This window comes from Thiomicrospira sp. S5, assembly GCF_003991075.1.
Lineage (GTDB): Bacteria > Pseudomonadota > Gammaproteobacteria > Thiomicrospirales > Thiomicrospiraceae > Hydrogenovibrio > Hydrogenovibrio thermophilus.
The window spans coordinates 206,023-226,248 of record NZ_CP014470.1; the positions used below are offsets into that span (position 1 = coordinate 206,023).

A 20,226-nucleotide genomic window follows, 5' to 3' on the forward strand; every position below is an offset into this window, starting at 1 on the left:
TGGATTATGGGTGTTCGGGAATCAGCGTTTCCCGAAGGGCTTTTTCAATGCGGGTAAAGCGCTGCAACCCGGTTTGAATGCTTGGAATATCGAAACTGTCCAACGCTTCCAGCAGGACGGTGGCGAGTTCGCTGAGCTGGGTGCATTGATATTGGTCGGCTAAGTCAGCGCATTGTTCGGCAAAACGTTTGATATCGTCGATGTTGTTGGTTTTGAGCGCTTTTTGGTGTTTGGGGTGCAAGCTGTCGAGTCTTTGCAGAAATTCGGTCGGATGTTGCTGCATCATCTCACTGACCAGTGGGCGCTTGGCCGCCGGTTTGTCGGCGTCAACCACGTCAAAGGTATGGGGCAGGAAATGGCTCAAGGTCTGGAACAAATTGGATTTCAAAACCGGTTTGCGCAGATAGTCGTCAAAGTGAGCGCGCTTGGCTTTTTCTTCGGTGTCTTCCATGACCGACGCGGTCAGGGCGACAATTGGCAGATCCGGATTGAAGGCTTTAATGGCTTGGGCTGCTTCGTAGCCGTCCATGACCGGCATTCGGATGTCCATCAGGACCAAGTCGAACGGGTGTTGGCGACAGAGCTTGACCGCCTCGTCCCCGTTTTCGGCTTCGGTGACGCGAAGGTCGGTGTCATCGAAATTGTGTTCAATCAAGGCACGGTTATCTTCGATGTCGTCCACTATCAATACCGACGCTGGTTGGAAGTGAATGCTTCCTTTGGGGGATTGGGGGTCAGCGTTATCGTTGGCCTGGTGGTGGATGGAGGCGATGTCTACGCTGGGGAGAAGAATGCCGAAAGTGCTGCCTTTGCCCGGTTCGCTTTCGAGGTTGATGTGGCCGCCCATCATATCAACTAATCGCTGGGTGATGGAGAGCCCTAAACCGGTGCCGCCGAATTTATGGGTATTTTGACCGTCCTGTTGTTCGAACACATTGAAAATCCGTTTTTGTTGCTCCGGCGGAATGCCGAGGCCGGTATCGGAAACTTCGATCAAAATATCCAGTTTGCTGAGGTGCTCCAGAACGTTCATGGATCTGACCGACAGTTTGATGTGACCGGTCTCGGTAAATTTAACGGCGTTGCCGAGTAAGTTGAACAAAATTTGCCGAAGGCGAACCGCATCCAGTAACAAAGCATCCGGCAGATTGGGGTCAATATCAATCAGGAAATCCAGGCCTTTTTTCTGCATATTCATGGCAAATATCTGACCGATTTCCTTGAAGAGATCGTGCGGATTGGTGGCCTGTTTTTGCAGCGTCATCTTACCGGCTTCGATTTTCGACAGGTCAAGGATGTCGTTAATCAGCATCAGTAAGGTGTTTCCGGCGGTCTGAATGGTGTGGATGAAGTTTTTCAAACGGGGTTCGGTGACTTGCTCGTTCAGCAGTTCGGTAAAACCAATGATGGCGTTCATCGGGGTGCGTATTTCGTGGCTCATATTGGCGAGGAATTCCGACTTGGCGTGGTTGGCGGCATCCGCCTGGTCTTTGGCTTCCTGTAGTAAACGTTCTTTGTGTTTGAGTTCGGCTTCGGCGGCTTTACGTTGTTTGATTTCGCGTGCGAGTTTGCGGTTCCAGTAAAGGAACATCAGAACAACGGCCAGGAAAATGCCGACGATTTGTATGAGCAAAACGTAATCGAACTGGGGGGCGAATTTGATTTTCGTCCAGCGGTCGAGGATGGCTTGTTTTTGTTCCTGCGTGAGACTGTCCATCGCCAGGTTGAGGAGCTGGTGTAGCTCCGGTTTGTCTTTTGAGACGAACAAGGTCATCTGCATGAAGAGGTCGGTTTTCCCGACAATACTGAGCGTGTGGAGATTATTCTGTTTGATGAGATAACTGGCTTTCGGCAGTGACATCAGCGCCGCGTCGTAACGACCGATGGCCACGCCTTCCAAGGCATTCTGCGCCGAATCGACGGGCTGAAAATGATAGGCCGGGTAGGCGCGGGTGATGGCGTGGCTGTAGCCGAACCCTTTGACGAAAGCAATTTTACGGTCGTGCAGTTCCGGCAAACCGTTGACGAATTCGTTGCGGTCTTTCATGACGATGACAATCGGGCTTTTCAGGTACGGGGTAATGGGGTAATAGTGTTCGGCCAGTATCGGGTCGTCGATGTCGCCGGAGATGACATCCAGCGTTCCTTCTCGCGCCAGGTTGAGGGTTTCTTGCCAGGTCTGGGTCGGATGGGGCTGGAATTCGATCGGCATTTTTTGTTCCAGCGCGCGGAGAAAATCGGCGACGATGCCGACATAGCGCCCTTTGGTTGTGAAAGCTTCAAACGGCCGCCAGTCCGGTGAACCGCCGAAGGAGACAATCGGGTGGGCGTTGAGCCAGGCTTGCTGATCGGGTGTGATGGGCACCGATTGCGGCGTCGGGAGCACATTCAACCATTTGTCGTCGATTTGTTGTTTTTCGGCGGGGGTGAAGGCGGCCAGCGCTTTGTTGATGATGGATTGCAGTTCCGGGGCGTCCTGACGAATCATGAAATGCAATGATTGTGTTGCCTGCCGAGAGGAACGAAATGGCTTGATGTTGCGAATGCCGAATTGCGACAGGGTGTAGGACAAAACGGAATAATTGTCGTACAGCAGTTGGGCTTTGTCTTCGATGACGGCGTCAATCGCCTGGCTCAACGTATCGGTTTCCAGTAATTGGATGTGCGGATAGTGCTTTTTCAGATAGTCGACTTGCGCATAGCCTTTCGGGATGGCCAAGGTCAGGTCATTCAGATCTTCGAGCCGTTTGACGTCGACGTCCTGACGGACAAAGAAATAGGTCAGGGTTTTGAAATAGGGCGCGCTGAACAGCGCATATTGGCGACGGCGGTCGTTGACGAATGCGGCGGGGAGCAAATCGACCTCGCCGCGTCGGATTTGGTCGAGGTTGCTTTGCCAAATGCCGGTTTCAATGTCGAATTGCAGGCCGGTCTTCTGGGAAATGAGCGCCAGATAGTCGTTGGCGATGCCTTGATAGTCGCCGTTGAGGTTGACGAAATCGAACGGAGCCCAATCCGGTTCACCGGCCACTTTGACGACGGGGTGGGCCTGAATCCAGGCGACTTCTGCGTCGGTCAGATGGAGTTGGTCGGAGCGGGAGGCCATGAACCAGCGATTAAGCACGGCGTTTTTTTCACTGGGTTGGATGTCGTTGAGCGCCTTTTGGATGATGCTGAAGAGAAAGGGTTGGTCTTTATCGATGGCAATGGCGGTTTCGGTCTGGTAATCGTCGGCCTTGGCGAGAATGTCGAGGTTGGTCAGATAATGGTGTTTGATGAGGTAAGTGGCCACGGCCAAGTTGCCGATGTAAACGTCGGCCTGCCCGAAGGAAACCGCTTCCAGCGCTTCCAGATTCGAGTGCTGGGGCCGAAATTGAAACCCCGGATAGTGTGTTTTCAGCCATTCATGCAGGTAAGAATCTTGATTGATGGCAATGGTTTGGCCTGTCAGGTCTTTGAGGTCATCCAGCGAGCCGAGGCGTTTGAGGGCACTGTCATTGCGGACGAAGACCGCCAGCGGCATCTGGGTGTAAGGGGTGGTGAATGAAAAATATTGCTGGCGTTCCGGCGTTTTGACGGCGCAGGCCAGCCCATCGAGCTTCCCTTGTTTGGCATCTTTTAAAATTTCGGCCCAGACGCCGGAACGGACATGAATGACCAGGCCGGTCTTTTGTTCAATTAATTGCAGAATGTCTGCAGAGATGCCGGTGTGACGGCCTCGTTCGTCATTGAATTCATACGGTGGCCATTGGTAATCGGCGCCGAGGGTGATTTCCGGGTGCTGTTGAATCCAGCGGGTTTCCTGAGGCGTCAGGTCGAGAGCCTGTGCGCCGCCCGCCCAACAAAAAAGCAGCCAGGTCAGTAGGCGTAAAAACCGGCTAAGTCTGCGAAATACGGATGAAATCATCAAGGTGTTCTGTAAAGATGTCCACAAGTTGCGGGTCGAATTGAATGCCTTTTTGTTCGACGATGTATTGCACGGCGTCGTCAATCGGCCAGGCGTCTTTGTATTCCCGTTTATGGGTCAAGGCATCGAAAACGTCGGCGACACTGACGATTCGGGCGTAAATGTGGATGTTTTCCCCGGCCAGCCGGTTGGGGTAACCGCTGCCGTCCCACTTTTCGTGGTGCTGCAAGGCAATCACCGCTGCGGCCTGAATGAATTTACGCTTGGAGAATTTGAGCATGTCGTAAGCGGTGGTGGTGTGGGATTTGATGATTTGGAATTCGGCTGGTGTCAGTTTGCCGGGCTTGTGCAGGATTTCCAGCGGCACGGTCATTTTACCGATGTCGTGCATGGGAGCGGCGTGGTAAATTACGCTTTCATCGTCGCTCGATAGGTTGGGATGATAATGCGCCAGGCATTTTGAGCATTCGGCGACGCGCCGGATATGCTGGCCGGTTTCGTCGGAAGTGGATTCCATCAATTCGGTGAGGACAAAAATGATTTCTTTCTGGTTTTCTTCCAGCTCGGTGGCGAAGCGTTTTTCGCGGTGGGCCAGGTTTTTCTGGAGGGTCAGGTTGTTTTGTTTGAGGAGCTGTTTGGCGGCGGAGAGTTCGAGGTGGTTTTTGACGCGGGCAATGAGTTCTTCGGCATGAAAGGGCTTGGTGATGTAATCGACCGCACCGAGCCGGAACCCCTGGCTGACCGAATCGATGTCGACTTTTGCGGTCAGGAAGATAATGGGGATATCCTGGGTGCGGGCCTGTGACTTCAAGCGCCGACAGACCTCGAAGCCGTCCATCCTCGGCATCATCACATCCAGCAGAATGAGGTCGAAGTCGTTTTCCTCGACCAGCGATAACGCCTGTTCGCCATCCATGGCGAAGGAAAACTGGTAGCCTTCCTCCTTCAGTATGCTCATGGCGACCTGAATGTTTTCCGAGACATCGTCGACGATGAGAATATGAAACCCATATTGCATTGTCCGCTCCGTACAGAAATAACCGTTTGCCGGCGCAAAGCCGGTATGACGGTTGAATTTTTTAGTTTTCAGTCAACGTCAGGGCGCCACTTCGCCGTAGCTGCCGAGAATCTGGTTGATTTGTTTTTGCTGTGGGCGTTGGCTACGAGGCGCATCCAACGGGTTGCCGCGGCTCAATGAACCGGCACAGGTTAAACGCAGGATATTGGGCTGGGTTTTCGACTCGAGGTAGAGGTAAACCAAATCCATGGTCGGGTCAATGCCGGCACCTCCGTCATTGTCGGCCAAGTTGACGTGGGCCGGCAGGTCACGAAGTGTTTGGTTCGGATAAGGATTGATGTCGTTCATCGCATAGAAAACCGTAGGCGCTTGGCGGCTGGCGATGGCTTCGGAGTCGATACGCACTTTGGTGATGGTGAAGGTGCCGGGTTGAATCACTTGCGGCTTGCGGGACAAGTCTTTTACTTCAAGTTCACAATGTTGTTCGTAGCGGTTAAAGCCGTGGTGGGTGGTCATTTGACCGTCCTGAATGAAGGCCCGAGCATCATGCGCCGGAACGGTGACCGGCTTTTTCAATGTAAAGGTGTAACCCGCTTGGACGTCCATCATGCTTTTGGGCGGCGTCAGCGAGCAAGCGCTCAGGGAAAGCAGAGTCAACAACAGGGAAAAACGAACCGGCGCGGAAAACAGAGTCATGATGGGGCCTTTTTGTTGAGTGTTTTCAACATTATAGAAGAAAAAATACGATGAAAGGTAAAATTATTCCAAGCGGAATTTATGCTATAATGCATCGTTTTTTTATAGGCAGCCGAAAAGACGGTTTTGACCAGGCCTGGTGGGATTTCTGGTTCCGGCGTCGGCGTATTAACAGGCGGGTGGAGTTGTTTCGATGGATAGCGCGGTGACCAATTTTGATGTGATTGTCGTCGGAGGCGGGCATGCCGGTACGGAAGCCGCGCTGGCGTCCGCGCGCATGGGCGTGAAAACCCTGCTATTAACGCATAATATTGATACGCTCGGACAGATGTCCTGTAATCCGGCGATTGGCGGCATCGGTAAAGGTCATTTGGTGAAAGAAGTCGATGCACTGGGCGGCGCCATGGCCTTGGCAATTGATGAGGCGGGGATTCAATTCCGCACGCTGAACGCCTCGAAAGGCCCGGCGGTGCGCGCCACTCGTGCCCAGGCCGATCGCGTGTTGTATCGTCAGGCGATTCGCATGCGCTTGGAAAACCAGGTGAATCTGACCATTTTCCAGCAATCGGTGGAAGATTTGATTCTGGAGGGCGGTGAAGTTATCGGCGCCGTGACCAAGATGGGGTTGCGTTTCTATGCACGCCAAGTGGTGTTGACGGCCGGGACCTTTCTGGCCGGGCGCATTCATATTGGTTTGAAGAACTACGAAGGTGGCCGCGCCGGGGATGCCCCCGCGAATGGCTTGGCGGAAAAAATGCGTGAATTGGATTTGCCAGTCGGTCGCCTGAAAACCGGCACGCCACCACGCATCGACGCGCGTACCGTTGATTTCGAAGCCATGCAGATTCAGCCGGGCGACACGCCGATGCCGGTGTTTTCCTTTATGGGCAAAGCGGAGATGCATCCGCAGCAAATGCCTTGCTACATTACCTATACCAATGAACAAACCCATGAGTTTATCCGTCAATCTCTGGATCAATCGCCGATGTATTCCGACGCCGGTGAAATCGACAGTGTCGGGCCGCGTTATTGTCCATCCATCGAAGACAAGGTGATGCGCTTTGCCGAACGTGACCGCCATCAGGTGTTTATCGAGCCGGAAGGCCTGACGTCGAATGAATTGTACCCAAACGGCATTTCCACCAGTTTGCCGTTCGAAACCCAGGTGCAGATTGTGCAATCCATGAAGGGGATGGAAAATGCCCGCATCATGCGTCCCGGTTACGCCATTGAATACGATTATTTCGACCCGCGCGGTTTAAAACCGACCTTGGAAACCCAAGCGGTTCACGGCTTGTTCTTCGCCGGGCAAATCAACGGCACCACCGGTTACGAAGAAGCGGCCGCACAAGGCTTGTTGGCCGGTTTGAACGCCGCGCGCCGCGCGCAGGAAAAGTCCCAATGGTATCCGCGACGTGACGAAGCTTATATCGGTGTGTTGGTGGATGATTTGATTACGCTGGGGACGTCCGAGCCTTACCGGATGTTCACCTCACGCGCCGAGTATCGTCTGATGTTGCGGGAAGACAATGCTGATCAGCGTTTGACGCCGATTGCCCGCGAGTTCGGTTTGATTGACGATGAGCGTTGGATGGCGTTTGAAGCCAAAATGGAACAGATGGAAACCGAGTTGGCACGTTTGAAGGAAACCTGGATTTATCCGCAACATGCCGAGGCGAAAAAGGCCGAGGCCTTGATGGATTTGCCGTTGAGTAAAGAGCAAACGCTTTACGACTTGCTCAAACGCCCGAAAGTGACCTATGACGCTTTGGCCTCGTTGGATATGTTCGGCGACGGTTTGCAGGACGAAACGGTGGTCGATCAGATTGAAATCGAAGCCAAGTACTCGGGTTACATCGCTCGCCAGCAAGAGGAAATCGACAAGTTGCGACGTGCCGAAAGTGTTGAAATTCCAGCCAACCTGGATTTGGATGCCATTTCCGGTCTGTCGAACGAAGTGAAGCAGAAGTTGCGTGATCACAAACCGACCACCTTGGGCATGGCGTCACGTATTTCCGGGGTGACACCAGCGGCGGTGTCGCTACTGCTGATTTCAATTAAAAAGCAGCGCAAAGCGGCTGGTTGAGGGATCGTTTGTTCGTGGATAGCGCTCATCATAATCAATTCTCCGGTCGTCTCGCTACAGCGTTTGAGCAGTTCGGTTTACCCGAAAACACCCAGGCCTGGTCGAAATTACTGCATTACCTTTCCCTGCTTGAAAAGTGGAATAAGACCTACAACCTGACCGCGATTCGCGATCTGGACGAGATGTTCGTCAAACATTTGCTCGACAGTTTGAGCGTGGCGGCCATTATCGACAGTGAACGTTTGATTGATGTCGGCACTGGCGGTGGCTTGCCCGGTATTCCATTGGCGATTCTGTTCCCGGAGCGTCAAATCGATTTGCTGGACAGCAACAGTAAAAAAACCCGTTTTTTAATTCAGGCCAAGGCCGAACTGGGGTTGGAAAACGTCACAGTGCTACACCAGCGGGTGGAAGCCTATCGCCCGGAACAGCTTTATGACGGCGTGGTGTCACGGGCGTTTGCGTCGTTAGACGATATGTTGACGTGGACCGAACACCTGTTGGCGGTCGGTGGACACTGGTGGGCGATGAAAGCGCAAAAAACACAAGATGAAGTCGCAGAGCTGCCAGAGTTTGCTAAAATGTCGCAAGTTTTTGACTTGAAAGTGCCCGATTTGGACGCGCAAAGAACGTTGATTAAAATCGAAAAATGCCGGGAAAAATAAATGAGTAGGATCATTGCGGTCGCCAATCAGAAAGGGGGTGTCGGGAAGACGACATCGACGGTGAATTTATCCGCTGCGTTGGCTCGAATGCAGAAGAAAGTTCTGATGATTGACCTGGATCCGCAAGGCAATGCCACGGTGGCGATCGGAGTGGAAAAGGACGATTTAAACGTGTCCGCTTACGATGTGCTGGTCGGCGAGACCAAAGCCCGTGATGCGGTGATGGAAACCAATGTCGAAAACCTCGATCTGATTGGTGCCAATGGCGATTTGACCGCGGCGGAAGTCGATTTGATCGACGAATCAAAAGGCCCGAAACGTTTACGAAAAGCGTTAAAGAAATTGCGCGATAAATACGATGTGATTCTCATCGACTGCCCGCCAACTTTGAATATGTTGACCCTGAATGCATTAACGGCCGCCGACGGCATTGTGGTGCCGGTGCAGTGTGAATATTTTGCGCTGGAAGGTTTGTCGGCCTTGATGGATACGATTGAGGCGGTGCAAACGGAGTTGAATCCGGATTTGCACATCGACGGCCTGTTGCGCACCATGTATGACCGTCGTAATAATCTGGCCAATGATGTGTCCAGCGAGTTGGTGGCGCACTTCGGTATGAAGGTGTTGCAAACCATCGTGCCGCGAAATGTCCGCTTGGCGGAAGCGCCGAGTTACGGTGAGTCGATACTGGATTACGACCGGGGCTCGAACGGTGCGGTGGCCTATTTGGCGTTGGCGAATGAATTGATCCGAAAAACAAAAATCTAACTGGGTAAAGAGTAATGGCAAAAAGACGTTCTGGCATGGGGAAAAGAGGGGTCAGTGCCCTGATTGGCGGTAAGCAGAAAGCGGAAAACAGTCTGTCGGATTTGCGGATTGATAAGATCGCAATTGATCAATTGGTACCGGGTGAATACCAGCCGCGTCAGCAATTCGGCGCCGAGGCTCTCCAGGAACTGTCGGACTCGATTCGCATTCAGGGTATTGTTCAGCCGATTGTGGTGAAGGCATTGGGTGACGATCGCTATGAAATCATCGCCGGTGAACGTCGTTGGCGTGCGGCCAAACAGGCCGGGTTGGAGTCGGTACCGGTGGTGATTCGTAAAGCCGATAACCAGGCGACATTGGCGATGGCATTGATTGAAAACATGCAGCGTGAGGACTTGAATCCGATTGAAACCGCCTTGGGTCTGAAGCGCTTGATGCAGGAGTTTGATTTGACGCAGCAAGCCGTGGCCGATGCCGTGGGCCGTTCCCGTGCGTCCGTCACTAACCTTCTGCGGTTGTTGAAGTTGCCGCAACCGGTGCAGAATTGGTTGCATGACGGCAAGTTGTCCATGGGGCATGCACGTGCCATTATTACCTTGCCGGAAACCATTCAATTAGAGTTGGCGGAAAAGGCTATTTTGAAGCAGTGGACGGTGCGTGAAATCGAGCAAGCGGTGCAGAATGTCTTGGTGCCGAGTCAGCTGAAAAAGTCCAAAAAACCGGCGTTGCCGAAATTTGCTGAAGACCACCAGGCACGCTTGGCGGAAAAGATGGCCACCGATGTGAAGATTTCGCATGGCGCGAAGGGGCGTGGAAAAATTGAAATCGCCTACCGTTCCGAAGAGGAGTTGAAGCGCTTGTTACACGAATTAAATCAGTGAGTTAGTTCAATTGAATAACCATTTTTAATAAAAGGTTATTGCTTCGGTTTGATGGTAAAAAATTCTCCTCTAGTGTTCGTTTTTTGAAACGAACCAATATATTGTGGGCAAAAAAAATTAATTGGATTATTACTAGATTTTGGCATCAGAAACCGCTATTATTCTTGACCGTTTGACTTGAGAAGAAAGTCGAACCTGAATAATTTATCGGAGCATTGAACGTCCCGTGTCGGAACTGGAACCCAAAAAGGCTGGACAAAACGAAAGAAAACATAAGCCGGCCCTGAATTTTTTGCTGTTGAGCGCCGGTTCCGTTTTCACCAGTATGATCGTCGCCGGTTTTTTGGTGGGTTATGCATTTGATGTGCTGTTCGACACCACACCGCTGTTTTTGTTGAGTTGCGGTGTGCTTGGTTTTGTCGGCGGGATGATGAAAGTACATAAACTGCTTGGAAAGATGGAATTGTTAGACGAAAGGCCGATGAGTTCGGTGAGCGATTCCAAGCAGTCGGATAAGGAATGAAGATGCAGGCAAGCAGCTTGGGTAAATCCATCCAGATTCAAGGTTTGTTGGGTTTGTTGATGGTGGCGGTGTTTGCCTGGCAGGAACAGTTTTCTGCCGCTGCGTTCGGTTTTTTGATCGGTGTTGTGAATGTGGCTTTGTTGGCACTGACGTTTAAAGTTGCCAACCAAAAAGCTAAGACAGACCCGAAAAGCGGCATATTGGTTTTATATTTGAGTGCAGTGGTTAGGTTTATCCTGCTTGCTGTGTTATTTGTTTTGGGGTTGCAACTTTTTGAATTGGCACCCTTGCCGGTGGTGTTGACCTTTGTGGTCATGCAAGTCGGCCAGGTGTTTAATTTGAAAGGGAAGCAGCGTTTGACTGACTAAGGAGAAGACCCTTGAGTGCTGAAAAAATGGGGACGGTCGAGTATATTCAACACCACTTGACCAATAATAGCATTGGAGAAGGTTTCTGGACATTTAACCTGGATACCATCTTTTTTAGTGTGCTGCTAGGCGCGTTGATTGTGTTTGCGGCGATGCGTTTGGGCCGGCAGCTTGAGTCCGGTACACCGGGCGGATTCCAAAACTTTGTCGAAAGTATTCTGGACTTTGTTTCCACCAATGTAAGAGATGCTTTTCCTGGACACAATCCATTGATCGCTCCTTTAGCGCTGACCATCTTCCTATGGGTGTGGTTGATGAACTTCATGGATTTGATTCCGGTTGATTTGTTGCCATACCTGTTCCAGATTATTACGGGCGACCCGCATGCGTATTTGAAAGTGGTTCCGACAACGGATTTGAATACCACCTTGGGGATGGCGTTTACCGTATTCGCATTGATTCTTTACTACAACATTAAAGTGAAAGGGATTGTTGGATTCATCAAGATGTTCCTGTTCCACCCTTTCGGTAAATTCTTAGTTCCTGTCAACATTGTGATGACGCTGATCGAAGAAGTCTCCAAGCCTTTGTCCTTGGCGCTGCGTTTGTTCGGTAACATGTTTGCAGGGGAATTGGTATTCCTGCTGATCGCTTTGATCGGTGGAACTTTGGCAGTGGGTGCCGCTGCCTTATTCTGGGCGCCGTTACAAGCGGTATTGGACCTGGGTTGGTTGATTTTCCACTTGTTGGTTATCACGCTTCAGGCCTTTATCTTTATGGTGTTAACCATTGTTTATCTGGGTATGGCTCACGAAGAGCATTAAGGGTAAACAATAAAAGGAATAACGGGGAGCTTGTCTCCCTTAAGGTTTAAGCGCACCTGCCGGGTTTCATTGAACAACGGTGTGGCCGGTAAAAAGCTTTTTTAACTTTAACTTTGTATAAAACTTTAAGGAGTAATCTAAATGGAAGCTCAATTTATTGCGGACATTTATGCTGCTACAGCAATTGGTGTGGGTGTGATCTTGGCTGCGGCTGGTCTAGGTTCAGCTATCGGTTGGGGTCTGATCTGTTCTAAGACTCTAGAAGGTATCGCACGTCAGCCAGAAATGCGTCCTGCGCTAATGACAAACATGTTCATTTTCGCCGGTTTGATGGAATCTTTCCCATTCATTATCTTGGCATTTGCAATGTGGTTCCTATTCGCTAACCCATTCGTCGGAGCTATGCAAGCTGCTTTGGGTGCGTAATCCAAACTGTTTCATAACCAACTATTTTTTAAATAAACGAATGGCGAGGTAACCACCGTGAGTATTAATGCAACGCTTCTCATCCAAATCTTGGCTTTTGTGCTATTGATTTGGTTGGTGAATAAAGTGCTGTGGGGGCCGCTGTCTAAGCTAATGGAAGACCGTCAAAAACGTATTGCTGACGGACTTTCTGCCGCTGAGAAAGGTAAGCATGAACTTGAATTGGCTGAACAACGTGCGAAAGAAGTACTGAAAGAAGCCAAAGTTCAAGCTCAAAATGTATTGAGTCAAGCAGAAAAAAGAGGATCTGAAATCGTAGAAGATGCGAAGATCAAAGCCTCTGAAGAAGCTGACCGTATTAAGGCTTCCGCCCAAGCAGAATTAGAGCAAGAAGTAAGTCGCGCAAGAGAAGAGCTTCGTAAAGAAGTTTCCACTCTGGTTGTTTCTGGTGCAGAAAAAATTCTTAATAAAGAAGTCGATGCAGCAGCACACAACGACATGCTTGAAACCTTAGTTAAATCAATCTAAGGATAACTCTATGGCAGAATTAATAACGATTGCAAGACCGTACGCTGAAGCCGCTTTCGACGTGGCGAAAGAAGAAAATAAACTAGCGGAATGGTCAGAGCAGTTAACCAGTTTGGCCGCCATCGCTTCCGATGATGCGATGCAGGCCTTTATGGTGAACCCGGTTGCAACCGAAGAAGAAGTCTTGGACATCTTCGTTGGTGTGATGGGAACGGCTTTGACGAATGAAGCTAAGAATCTTCTAACAATCATGTCTGAAAACAAACGCCTTGCAGCGCTTTCCGATGTGGCTGAATTGTTTGAACAATTGAAAGCCGAAGACGAAAAGCGTGTTAGAGCGACAGTTGTTTCAGCGCGCAAAGCGACGGTTGAGCAGAAGAAGAAATTAAGTGCTGCTTTAAATGCTAAGTTTGATGCCGACGTTGAGATCAGTTATGAAGAAGATCCAACGCTGATCGCAGGCATTAAGATTAAAGTCGGTGACTGGGTGGTAGATGGCTCAGCGCGTTCTCAACTTAACAAACTTGGCGCAGCAATCGCCCAATAATGGAGAGGAAACACATGCAATTGAATGCCTCTGAAATCAGTAACCTAATCAAAGACCGAATCAAAGGGTTTGATGGGGCTGCAGAGTCTGGCAGTGAAGGTACGGTCGTCAGTATTGCTGACGGGATCGCACTTATTCATGGTGTGTCAGATGTAATGTATGGTGAGATGGTTCAATTTGACGAAGAGACTTTCGGTATGGCGCTTAACCTTGAGCGTGATTCCGTTGGTGTCGTTGTCCTAGGTGAATATGAGCACATCTCAGAAGGTGACAAAGTCACTTGTACTGGACGTATTTTGGAAGTGCCGGTTGGTCCGGAACTGAATGGTCGTGTTGTAGACGGTCTAGGTCGTCCAATCGACGGTAAAGGTGCAATCGACACGAAACTGACTTCGCCAATCGAGCGCATCGCGCCGGGCGTTATCGATCGTCAATCGGTTGATCAGCCTATGATGACAGGTATCAAGTCCATCGACTCGATGATTCCTGTTGGTCGTGGTCAACGTGAGTTGATCATCGGTGACCGTCAAACCGGTAAAACGGCTATCGCGATTGATGCCATCATTTCACAAAAGAACACGGGTGTGAAATGTGTGTACGTCGCAATGGGTCAAAAAGCTTCCACAGTGAACAACGTTGCGCGTAAATTGGAAGAATACGGTGCCATGGAAAACACGGTTATCGTTGCGGCTAACGCTTCTGATCCAGCTGCGTTGCAATATATGGCGGCTTATGCCGGTTGTGCGATGGGTGAATACTATCGTGACCGCGGTGAAGACGCTTTGATCATCTATGATGATCTGACCAAGCAAGCGCAAGCGTATCGTCAGATTTCCTTGTTGCTACGTCGTCCACCAGGACGTGAAGCTTTCCCTGGGGATGTTTTCTACCTTCACTCTCGTTTGCTTGAGCGTGCCGCTCGTGTTAACGCGGACTACGTAGAAAAATTCACCAACGGTGAAGTGAAAGGTAAGACCGGTTCTTTGACCGCGCTACCAATCATTGAAACACAAGCCGGTGACGTATCTGCATTCGTACCAACCAACGTAATCTCGATTACAGATGGACAAATCTTCCTAGAGACTGGTTTGTTCACACAAGGTATCCGTCCGGCGGTTAACGCGGGTCTATCGGTATCGCGTGTTGGTGGTTCTGCCCAAACAAAAGCGATCAAAAAGCTGGGTGGTGGTATTCGTCTTGATTTGGCTCAGTACCGTGAATTGGCGGCTTTCGCCCAGTTCGCTTCTGACCTGGATCCTGCAACAAAAGCTCAGTTGGAGCGTGGTAAGCGCGTCACCGAGTTGATGAAGCAGAAGCAGTATTCACCTTTGACTATCGCAGAAATGGCCGTTTCCCTATATGCGGCGAATGAAGGTTACTTGGATGACGTTGAAGTCGAAAAAGTACTGGACTTCGAAGCGGCCTTGCATGCCTATCTAAACTCTGAAAAAGCTGATTTGGCGGCTAAAATCAACGAAAAAGGCGACTGGAATGATGACATCATCACAGACGTTAAAGCGATGGTTGAAGCATTCAAAGCAAACGGCGTTTATTAAGAAGGGGTAGGCCATGGCAGGCGGTAGTAAAGAAATACGGGCGAAAATCGCTTCCGTAACAAATACCAAGAAAATCACCAAAGCCATGGAAATGGTGGCGGCTTCCAAAATGCGTAAAGCGCAAGCACGCATGGAAGCCACACGCCCATATGTCGAAAAAGTGAAGAGAGTCATCAATCACGTTTCCGGTGCGCACCCTGAGTATAAGCATCCTTATACCCAGGTCCGCGATCAGGTAAAGCGCGTGGCATTGATTATGGTCTCTTCCGACCGTGGACTATGTGGTGGTTTAAATTCAAACTTATTCCGCAAAGCATTGCCATTGCTTAAGAAGTGGCAGGAGCAAGGTGTGGAAGTTGAGCTTGCACTGGTCGGTAACAAGGCACAAACATTCTTTAAGAGCTACGGCGGGAATGTGGTGGCCACTGTTACTGATCTGGGCGATGCCCCACACATCGAAGATTTGGTCGGAACCATTAAAGTGGTTCTGGATCGTTTTGACGCCGGTGAAGTTGATGAAGTACATTTGGCTTCCAACGAATTCGTTAATACGATGACTCAATCTCCGACGATTAAACAGCTTGTTCCTTTGCAATCCGATGAAGAAGCAACAGAAGAGACGTATTGGGATTATATTTACGAACCCGATGCGAAAACAGCTCTGAACTTGTTGATGCGTCGTTATGTTGAAAGTACCGTTTTCGGTGCCGTCGTTGAAAACGCGGCCTGTGAACAGGGTGCTCGAATGATTGCAATGAAGAATGCGACTGATAATGCGGGTGAGATGATTAACGAGCTTAAGCTGTCTTACAACAAGGCTCGTCAAGCAGCAATCACAGCCGAACTTTCGGAAATTGTGGCTGGTTCATCAGCTGTTTAAGTTTGAAGTATTTCAATAAAAGGTTAAAGATTATGAGTGGAAAAATAGTACAAGTAATCGGCGCGGTAATCGACGTCGAGTTTAAAGGTGCTGATTTACCAAAGATCTATGACGCGTTAACTGTTGATGAACTAGGGCTAACTCTTGAAGTTCAACAGCAAGTTGGTGATGAAGTCGTGCGTGCCATCGCAATGGGTTCTTCCGACGGTCTGAAACGTGGCATGGCTGTTTTCAATACCGGTGAAGCGATTGCGGTTCCGGTTGGTAAACCAACACTGGGTCGTATCTTTGATGTTCTAGGGAACCCAATTGATAATGCGGGTCCTGTTGAGTCCGACGAGAAAATGACCATTCACCGCGCTGCACCAGCGTTTGAAGAGCTAGCGGCTTCTCAAGAGTTGTTGGAAACGGGTGTTAAAGTTATCGATTTGATCTGCCCATTCGCTAAGGGTGGTAAAGTCGGTCTGTTCGGTGGTGCCGGTGTTGGTAAAACCGTTAACATGATGGAATTGATCCGTAACATCGCCATCGAGCACTCCGGTTATTCCGTATTTGCGGGTGTGGGTGAGCGTACACGTGAAGGTAACGACTTCTATTATGAAATGGAAGAGTCCGGCGTACTGGATAAAGTTGCTTTGGTATACGGTCAGATGAATGAGCCACCAGGTAACCGTCTACGTGTTGCTTTGACTGGTTTGACCATGGCTGAGTACTTCCGTGACGAAGGTCGTGACATCCTGTTCTTCGTTGATAACATTTACCGTTATACCCTAGCCGGTACCGAAGTATCCGCCCTGTTGGGTCGTATGCCTTCTGCGGTAGGTTATCAGCCAACGTTGGCCCAAGAAATGGGTCAAATCCAGGAACGTATCACGTCCACTAAAACCGGTTCCATCACGTCTATCCAAGCGGTCTATGTACCGGCGGATGACTTGACTGACCCGGCACCAGCAACAACATTTGCTCACTTGGACGCAACCGTTGTATTGAACCGTTCGATTGCCGAAACCGGTATCTATCCTGCGATCGATCCATTGGATTCGACTTCTCGTCAGCTGGATCCGTTGGTTGTTGGTAACGAGCACTATGATACGGCTCGTGGCGTTCAAGAAACACTTCAGCGTTATAAAGAGTTGAAAGACATCATCGCGATCCTAGGGATGGATGAGCTGTCTGAAGAAGACCGTGCTCTGGTAGCACGTGCTCGTAAGATGCAACGCTTCTTCTCTCAACCTTATTTCGTCGCGAAAGTATTCACCGGTGAAGATGGACGTTATGTTTCATTGAAAGAAACCATCCGTGGTTTCAAAATGATTCTTTCCGGCGAACTTGACGATGTCCCAGAGCAAGCATTTATGTATGCCGGTGATATCGACGAAGTGCTTGAAAAAGCTAAAAAATATAAGGATTAATTGATTATGGCAGTCTCAATGCAAGTCGATATTGTAAGTGCAGAGGGCTCAATGTTCTCTGGTAAAGCGGATATGGTCTTTGCACAGGCTGCCGATGGTGAAGTCGGCATCCTGCCAAAACATACCCAGCTATTAACTCAGTTAAAGCCAGGGCAGGTTCGTGTCGTCAGTGGTGATGAAGAAGATTTCTTTTTCATCAACAGCGGTGTGCTAGAAGTGCAACCAAGTGTTGTTACCATTCTGGCCGATACCGCGATCCGCGCTGAAGACTTGGATCAAGCTGCAGCTGAAGAAGCGAAACGTCGTGCCGAAGATGCGATGGAGCAAGCGAAGTCTGATACAGACGTAGCACGTGCTCAAATCGAATTGGCGGAAGCCGTTGCGCAGATTCAGACGATTAGCAAGTTGCGTGATCGTTTGCACAAGACAGGATTGTCTTAAGTCAATTGTCCTTTTAGAAAAAGCACCTTCGGGTGCTTTTTTTTTAGAATTGCAATCAAACAAATTCGATAGAATACGTTTAAGAGCAACCCTAACGGAAGGGTTTGATTGCGGTTTTATGAAGTTTCAGGAGTTTTCATGTCCCTAAAAGTGGTTATCTTGGCGGCCGGAAAAGGCACGCGGATGCGTTCGAATTTACCGAAAGTGCTGCAGCCATTGGCGCAAAAACCGCTTTTAGGGCACGTTGTCGCAACGGCTGACCGACTCGATTGCCAGGACATCGTGACGGTGATTGGTCACGGTGCCGAGTTGGTTGCGGAACGAATCCGGCATCCGAATATGACTTTTGCGATGCAGGAGGAACAACTGGGTACCGGCCATGCCGTACAACAGGCGGTTCCGCATTTTTCCGATGAGGACACGGTGCTGATACTCTATGGTGATGTGCCTTTGACCCGTGCCGAAACGCTTCAGGATTTACTGGGCTTGATTGATGACCAGCATCCCTTGGCGCTGTTGACGATTAACCTGGACGATGCCACCGGCTATGGACGTATTGTGCGTGATCCGCATCATGCCGTGCAGGCGATTGTCGAGGAAAAGGATGCTTCCCCAGCGGAAAAAACGATCCGGGAAGTAAATACCGGTATTTTGGCCGCGTCCGGAACCTATTTGAAGCCATGGCTGGCGCGTTTGTCGAATGACAATGCACAAGGCGAATATTATCTGACCGATATCATTGCCATGTGTGTGGCCGATGGTTTTGAAGTGCATACCACGCAACCGCAATCGGAAATTGAGGTATTGGGCGTGAATAACAAACTACAGTTACAATCTTTGGAACGACGTTATCAGCAGGCCTTAGCCGAGGATTTAATGGTGCAAGGTGTGACGCTAATTGATGCCAGCCGTATAGATGTTCGCGGTCAGTTGGATGTGGGCCAGGATGTGCAAATCGATGTGAATGTCGTGTTCGAAGGTCAAGTCACTTTGGGGAATAATGTGGTGATTGAAGCGAACTGTGTGATTAAAGATGCCGTGATTGCCGACAATACAGTGATTCACGCTTTCAGTCATATCGAATCGGCACGCATCGGCCAAGCCTGTCAAATTGGGCCTTACGCGCGTTTACGCCCAGGAACCGAGTTAGCGGAAGGCGTGAAGATTGGTAACTTCGTTGAAACCAAAAAAGCACAAATCGGGCAGGGCTCGAAGGTCAACCATCTTTCCTATGTCGGCGATACCGTTATGGGGCAGGACGTGAATATCGGTGCCGGCACGATTACCTGTAATTATGATGGCGTGAATAAGCATCAAACCGTCATTGGTGACCGGGTTTTCGTTGGGTCGGACACCCAGTTGGTGGCTCCGGTGACGGTGCATGACGGTGCGACCATTGGTGCCGGCTCCACCATTACCAAAGACGCGCCGGCGGAAACCCTGACCCTGTCGCGTTCCAAGCAAATCAGTTTTAAGGATTGGCAGCGTCCGGTTAAAAAATAACCAGGCCTGGCCGATTCTTTCCGTTCACTATCCAAACCGTCGGGTGTCGATATGGTGTATTTAATGATCGAACCGCAACAAGCGGAAGCCTTTCAAAAGCGTATGAATGAGCAAGGGTGGTCGCTCTTCTTTCAAGACGGTGGCCAAAGCCAGTTCATTGGTTGGGCTTATATGATGAAATGGGAGAAGACCTTGGAGGATGAACGCCGGGCCGAAGTGACCTTGCATTATTCCGATAATCACGGTGAGCTTGAAGCCTACCTGGAAATGAATCCGCCTGCGAAGCCGTTGATGGATGCCTTGGTTGCCGAATTGTAGATGACTCGAGAAACGTTACAAGCATATCTGGATCTGACTCGGCTGAACCGGCCGGTGGGGATTTATTTGGTGCTGTGGCCGGCGTTGTGGGCGCTTTGGTTAGCGGCGGATGGCACGCCTCCTTGGTCGATTGTGCTGATTTTTATTTTGGGCGCCGTCATTATGCGTTCGGCGGGTTGTGTCATCAATGACTATGCCGACCGCCATTTCGATGGCGACGTGTCACGGACTTGCTGTCGTCCGCTGGCGACCGGTGCCTTGACGGAAAAACAGGCGCTGCGTTTTTTCGTTCTGTTGGGGTTGGTCGGCTTCGGTCTGGTGCTGATGCTGAATCCACTGACCATTGCGCTTTCGTTGGGGGCTTTGTTCCTAGCCGTTTTGTATCCGTTTATGAAGCGGCACACTTATTGGCCGCAGGCGTTTTTGGGTGCGGCTTTTGCCTGGGCCATCCCGATGGCGTTTGCGGCGGTTCAGAATGACGTGCCCTGGCAGGCCTGGGTGATTTTCACATTAACCCTGATTTGGGCGCTGATTTACGATACCGCCTATGCCATTGCGGACTTGGAAGATGATTTGAAACTCGGTATCAAATCGACGGCGATTTTGTTCGGTGAAAAGGTCCAGTGGATAGTGGGCGCTTTTCAACTGATGATGCTGGCCGGTTTTGTGTGGTTGGGTCAATTGTTCGATTTGGGCTGGGCGTATGACTTGTCCATTTTGGCCGCTGCTGGGTTGTTCGTCTATCACCAGTGGTTGTTGCATTTCCAACAGCCCGAACAGGCGTTCCGGATGTTTTTAAACAATCACTGGGTGGGCGTGGTGATTTTGGTCGGCATTGTTGCGGATAAAAGTGTGATACCCTGGCTAGGCACTCTTTAA

Annotated in this window: 20 protein-coding genes; 17 read left to right on the plus strand and 3 right to left on the minus strand. The window is 50.2% G+C overall.

Features of this window, described 5'->3' with window-relative positions; all coding sequences use genetic code 11:
- Positions 1-4 precede the first annotated feature (4 nt).
- The 3 genes from AYJ59_RS00900 to AYJ59_RS00910 form a co-directional block, all read right to left on the minus strand.
- The gene (locus AYJ59_RS00900) at positions 5-3,907 is read right to left on the minus strand and encodes a transporter substrate-binding domain-containing protein (RefSeq protein ID WP_051673473.1); all 3,903 of its coding nucleotides are present in this window, start codon (positions 3,905-3,907) and stop codon (positions 5-7) included.
- A complete protein-coding gene (locus AYJ59_RS00905) occupies positions 3,879-4,925 on the minus strand; it encodes an HD domain-containing phosphohydrolase (protein WP_127119059.1) in 1,047 nt (348 codons plus the stop codon). The genes AYJ59_RS00900 and AYJ59_RS00905 overlap by 29 nt, the downstream gene beginning before the upstream one ends.
- Positions 4,926-5,003: 78 nt before the next feature.
- Positions 5,004-5,621, minus strand: coding sequence for a hypothetical protein (locus tag AYJ59_RS00910; protein WP_127119060.1), 618 nt, complete (start codon positions 5,619-5,621; stop codon positions 5,004-5,006).
- A 193-nt stretch (positions 5,622-5,814) separates the two neighbouring features.
- Here AYJ59_RS00910 and mnmG point away from each other — a divergent pair, with 193 nt between their 5' ends.
- The 17 genes from mnmG to ubiA all read left to right on the plus strand — a co-directional run bounded on the left by mnmG (position 5,815) and on the right by ubiA (position 20,226).
- A complete protein-coding gene (gene mnmG / locus AYJ59_RS00915) occupies positions 5,815-7,707 on the plus strand; it encodes a tRNA uridine-5-carboxymethylaminomethyl(34) synthesis enzyme MnmG (protein ID WP_127119061.1) in 1,893 nt (630 codons plus the stop codon).
- A gap of 14 nt (positions 7,708-7,721) precedes the next feature.
- Entirely contained in the window at positions 7,722-8,372 is a 651-nt protein-coding gene (gene rsmG, locus AYJ59_RS00920; RefSeq protein ID WP_051673601.1) for a 16S rRNA (guanine(527)-N(7))-methyltransferase RsmG, read from the plus strand.
- Positions 8,373-9,140, plus strand: a complete 768-nt coding sequence (locus AYJ59_RS00925; RefSeq protein ID WP_029939170.1) for a ParA family protein — start codon at positions 8,373-8,375, stop codon at positions 9,138-9,140.
- Positions 9,141-9,154: 14 nt separating this feature from the next.
- Entirely contained in the window at positions 9,155-10,021 is an 867-nt protein-coding gene (locus AYJ59_RS00930; RefSeq protein ID WP_029939169.1) for a ParB/RepB/Spo0J family partition protein, read from the plus strand.
- A 226-nt stretch (positions 10,022-10,247) separates the two neighbouring features.
- Complete coding sequence (locus tag AYJ59_RS00935) at positions 10,248-10,544, plus strand: AtpZ/AtpI family protein (protein WP_038151781.1); 297 nt, start codon at positions 10,248-10,250, stop codon at positions 10,542-10,544.
- A gap of 2 nt (positions 10,545-10,546) precedes the next feature.
- Positions 10,547-10,912, plus strand: a complete 366-nt coding sequence (locus AYJ59_RS00940) for an ATP synthase subunit I (protein ID WP_029939167.1) — start codon at positions 10,547-10,549, stop codon at positions 10,910-10,912.
- 11 nt (positions 10,913-10,923) lie between these two features.
- On the plus strand, positions 10,924-11,736 hold the full coding sequence (gene atpB, locus AYJ59_RS00945) for a F0F1 ATP synthase subunit A (protein WP_038151778.1): 813 nt from the start codon (positions 10,924-10,926) through the stop codon (positions 11,734-11,736).
- A gap of 141 nt (positions 11,737-11,877) precedes the next feature.
- Positions 11,878-12,162, plus strand: a complete 285-nt coding sequence (gene atpE / locus AYJ59_RS00950) for a F0F1 ATP synthase subunit C (RefSeq protein WP_011371579.1) — start codon at positions 11,878-11,880, stop codon at positions 12,160-12,162.
- Positions 12,163-12,219: 57 nt separating this feature from the next.
- Positions 12,220-12,690 (plus strand): F0F1 ATP synthase subunit B, encoded by a 471-nt coding sequence (locus tag AYJ59_RS00955; protein WP_029939165.1) that lies wholly within the window; start codon positions 12,220-12,222, stop codon positions 12,688-12,690.
- Between the two features lie 10 nt (positions 12,691-12,700).
- On the plus strand, positions 12,701-13,237 hold the full coding sequence (locus AYJ59_RS00960; RefSeq protein ID WP_029939164.1) for a F0F1 ATP synthase subunit delta: 537 nt from the start codon (positions 12,701-12,703) through the stop codon (positions 13,235-13,237).
- A 14-nt stretch (positions 13,238-13,251) separates the two neighbouring features.
- Positions 13,252-14,793: a F0F1 ATP synthase subunit alpha gene (atpA, locus tag AYJ59_RS00965; protein ID WP_029939163.1), complete on the plus strand. Its 1,542-nt coding sequence runs from the start codon at positions 13,252-13,254 to the stop codon at positions 14,791-14,793.
- Between the two features lie 13 nt (positions 14,794-14,806).
- Entirely contained in the window at positions 14,807-15,673 is an 867-nt protein-coding gene (gene atpG / locus AYJ59_RS00970) for a F0F1 ATP synthase subunit gamma (RefSeq protein ID WP_029939162.1), read from the plus strand.
- 29 nt (positions 15,674-15,702) lie between these two features.
- A complete protein-coding gene (atpD, locus tag AYJ59_RS00975) occupies positions 15,703-17,085 on the plus strand; it encodes a F0F1 ATP synthase subunit beta (protein ID WP_164730781.1) in 1,383 nt (460 codons plus the stop codon).
- 6 nt (positions 17,086-17,091) lie between these two features.
- On the plus strand, positions 17,092-17,526 hold the full coding sequence (locus AYJ59_RS00980) for a F0F1 ATP synthase subunit epsilon (protein WP_029939160.1): 435 nt from the start codon (positions 17,092-17,094) through the stop codon (positions 17,524-17,526).
- A 138-nt stretch (positions 17,527-17,664) separates the two neighbouring features.
- The gene (gene glmU / locus AYJ59_RS00985) at positions 17,665-19,029 is read left to right on the plus strand and encodes a bifunctional UDP-N-acetylglucosamine diphosphorylase/glucosamine-1-phosphate N-acetyltransferase GlmU (RefSeq protein WP_127119063.1); all 1,365 of its coding nucleotides are present in this window, start codon (positions 17,665-17,667) and stop codon (positions 19,027-19,029) included.
- A 51-nt stretch (positions 19,030-19,080) separates the two neighbouring features.
- A complete protein-coding gene (locus AYJ59_RS00990) occupies positions 19,081-19,347 on the plus strand; it encodes a hypothetical protein (RefSeq protein WP_029939158.1) in 267 nt (88 codons plus the stop codon).
- Positions 19,348-20,226, plus strand: coding sequence for a 4-hydroxybenzoate octaprenyltransferase (gene ubiA / locus AYJ59_RS00995; protein WP_127119064.1), 879 nt, complete (start codon positions 19,348-19,350; stop codon positions 20,224-20,226).

Excerpts from the sequence above, each read along its gene's own strand:
- atpE (WP_011371579.1), top strand. The coding sequence starts at position 11,878 with ATGGAAGCTCAATTTATTGCGGACATTTATGCTGCTACAGCAATTGGT.
- mnmG (WP_127119061.1), top strand. The coding sequence starts at position 5,815 with ATGGATAGCGCGGTGACCAATTTTGATGTGATTGTCGTCGGAGGCGGG.
- ubiA (WP_127119064.1), top strand. The coding sequence starts at position 19,348 with ATGACTCGAGAAACGTTACAAGCATATCTGGATCTGACTCGGCTGAAC.
- AYJ59_RS00905 (WP_127119059.1), bottom strand. The coding sequence starts at position 4,925 with ATGCAATATGGGTTTCATATTCTCATCGTCGACGATGTCTCGGAAAAC.
- AYJ59_RS00910 (WP_127119060.1), bottom strand. The coding sequence starts at position 5,621 with ATGACTCTGTTTTCCGCGCCGGTTCGTTTTTCCCTGTTGTTGACTCTG.
- AYJ59_RS00960 (WP_029939164.1), top strand. The coding sequence starts at position 12,701 with ATGGCAGAATTAATAACGATTGCAAGACCGTACGCTGAAGCCGCTTTC.
- glmU (WP_127119063.1), top strand. The coding sequence starts at position 17,665 with ATGTCCCTAAAAGTGGTTATCTTGGCGGCCGGAAAAGGCACGCGGATG.
- AYJ59_RS00925 (WP_029939170.1), top strand. The coding sequence starts at position 8,373 with ATGAGTAGGATCATTGCGGTCGCCAATCAGAAAGGGGGTGTCGGGAAG.
- atpA (WP_029939163.1), top strand. The coding sequence starts at position 13,252 with ATGCAATTGAATGCCTCTGAAATCAGTAACCTAATCAAAGACCGAATC.
- AYJ59_RS00900 (WP_051673473.1), bottom strand. The coding sequence starts at position 3,907 with ATGATTTCATCCGTATTTCGCAGACTTAGCCGGTTTTTACGCCTACTG.
- AYJ59_RS00980 (WP_029939160.1), top strand. The coding sequence starts at position 17,092 with ATGGCAGTCTCAATGCAAGTCGATATTGTAAGTGCAGAGGGCTCAATG.
- AYJ59_RS00940 (WP_029939167.1), top strand. The coding sequence starts at position 10,547 with ATGCAGGCAAGCAGCTTGGGTAAATCCATCCAGATTCAAGGTTTGTTG.
- AYJ59_RS00990 (WP_029939158.1), top strand. The coding sequence starts at position 19,081 with ATGGTGTATTTAATGATCGAACCGCAACAAGCGGAAGCCTTTCAAAAG.
- AYJ59_RS00930 (WP_029939169.1), top strand. The coding sequence starts at position 9,155 with ATGGCAAAAAGACGTTCTGGCATGGGGAAAAGAGGGGTCAGTGCCCTG.
- atpG (WP_029939162.1), top strand. The coding sequence starts at position 14,807 with ATGGCAGGCGGTAGTAAAGAAATACGGGCGAAAATCGCTTCCGTAACA.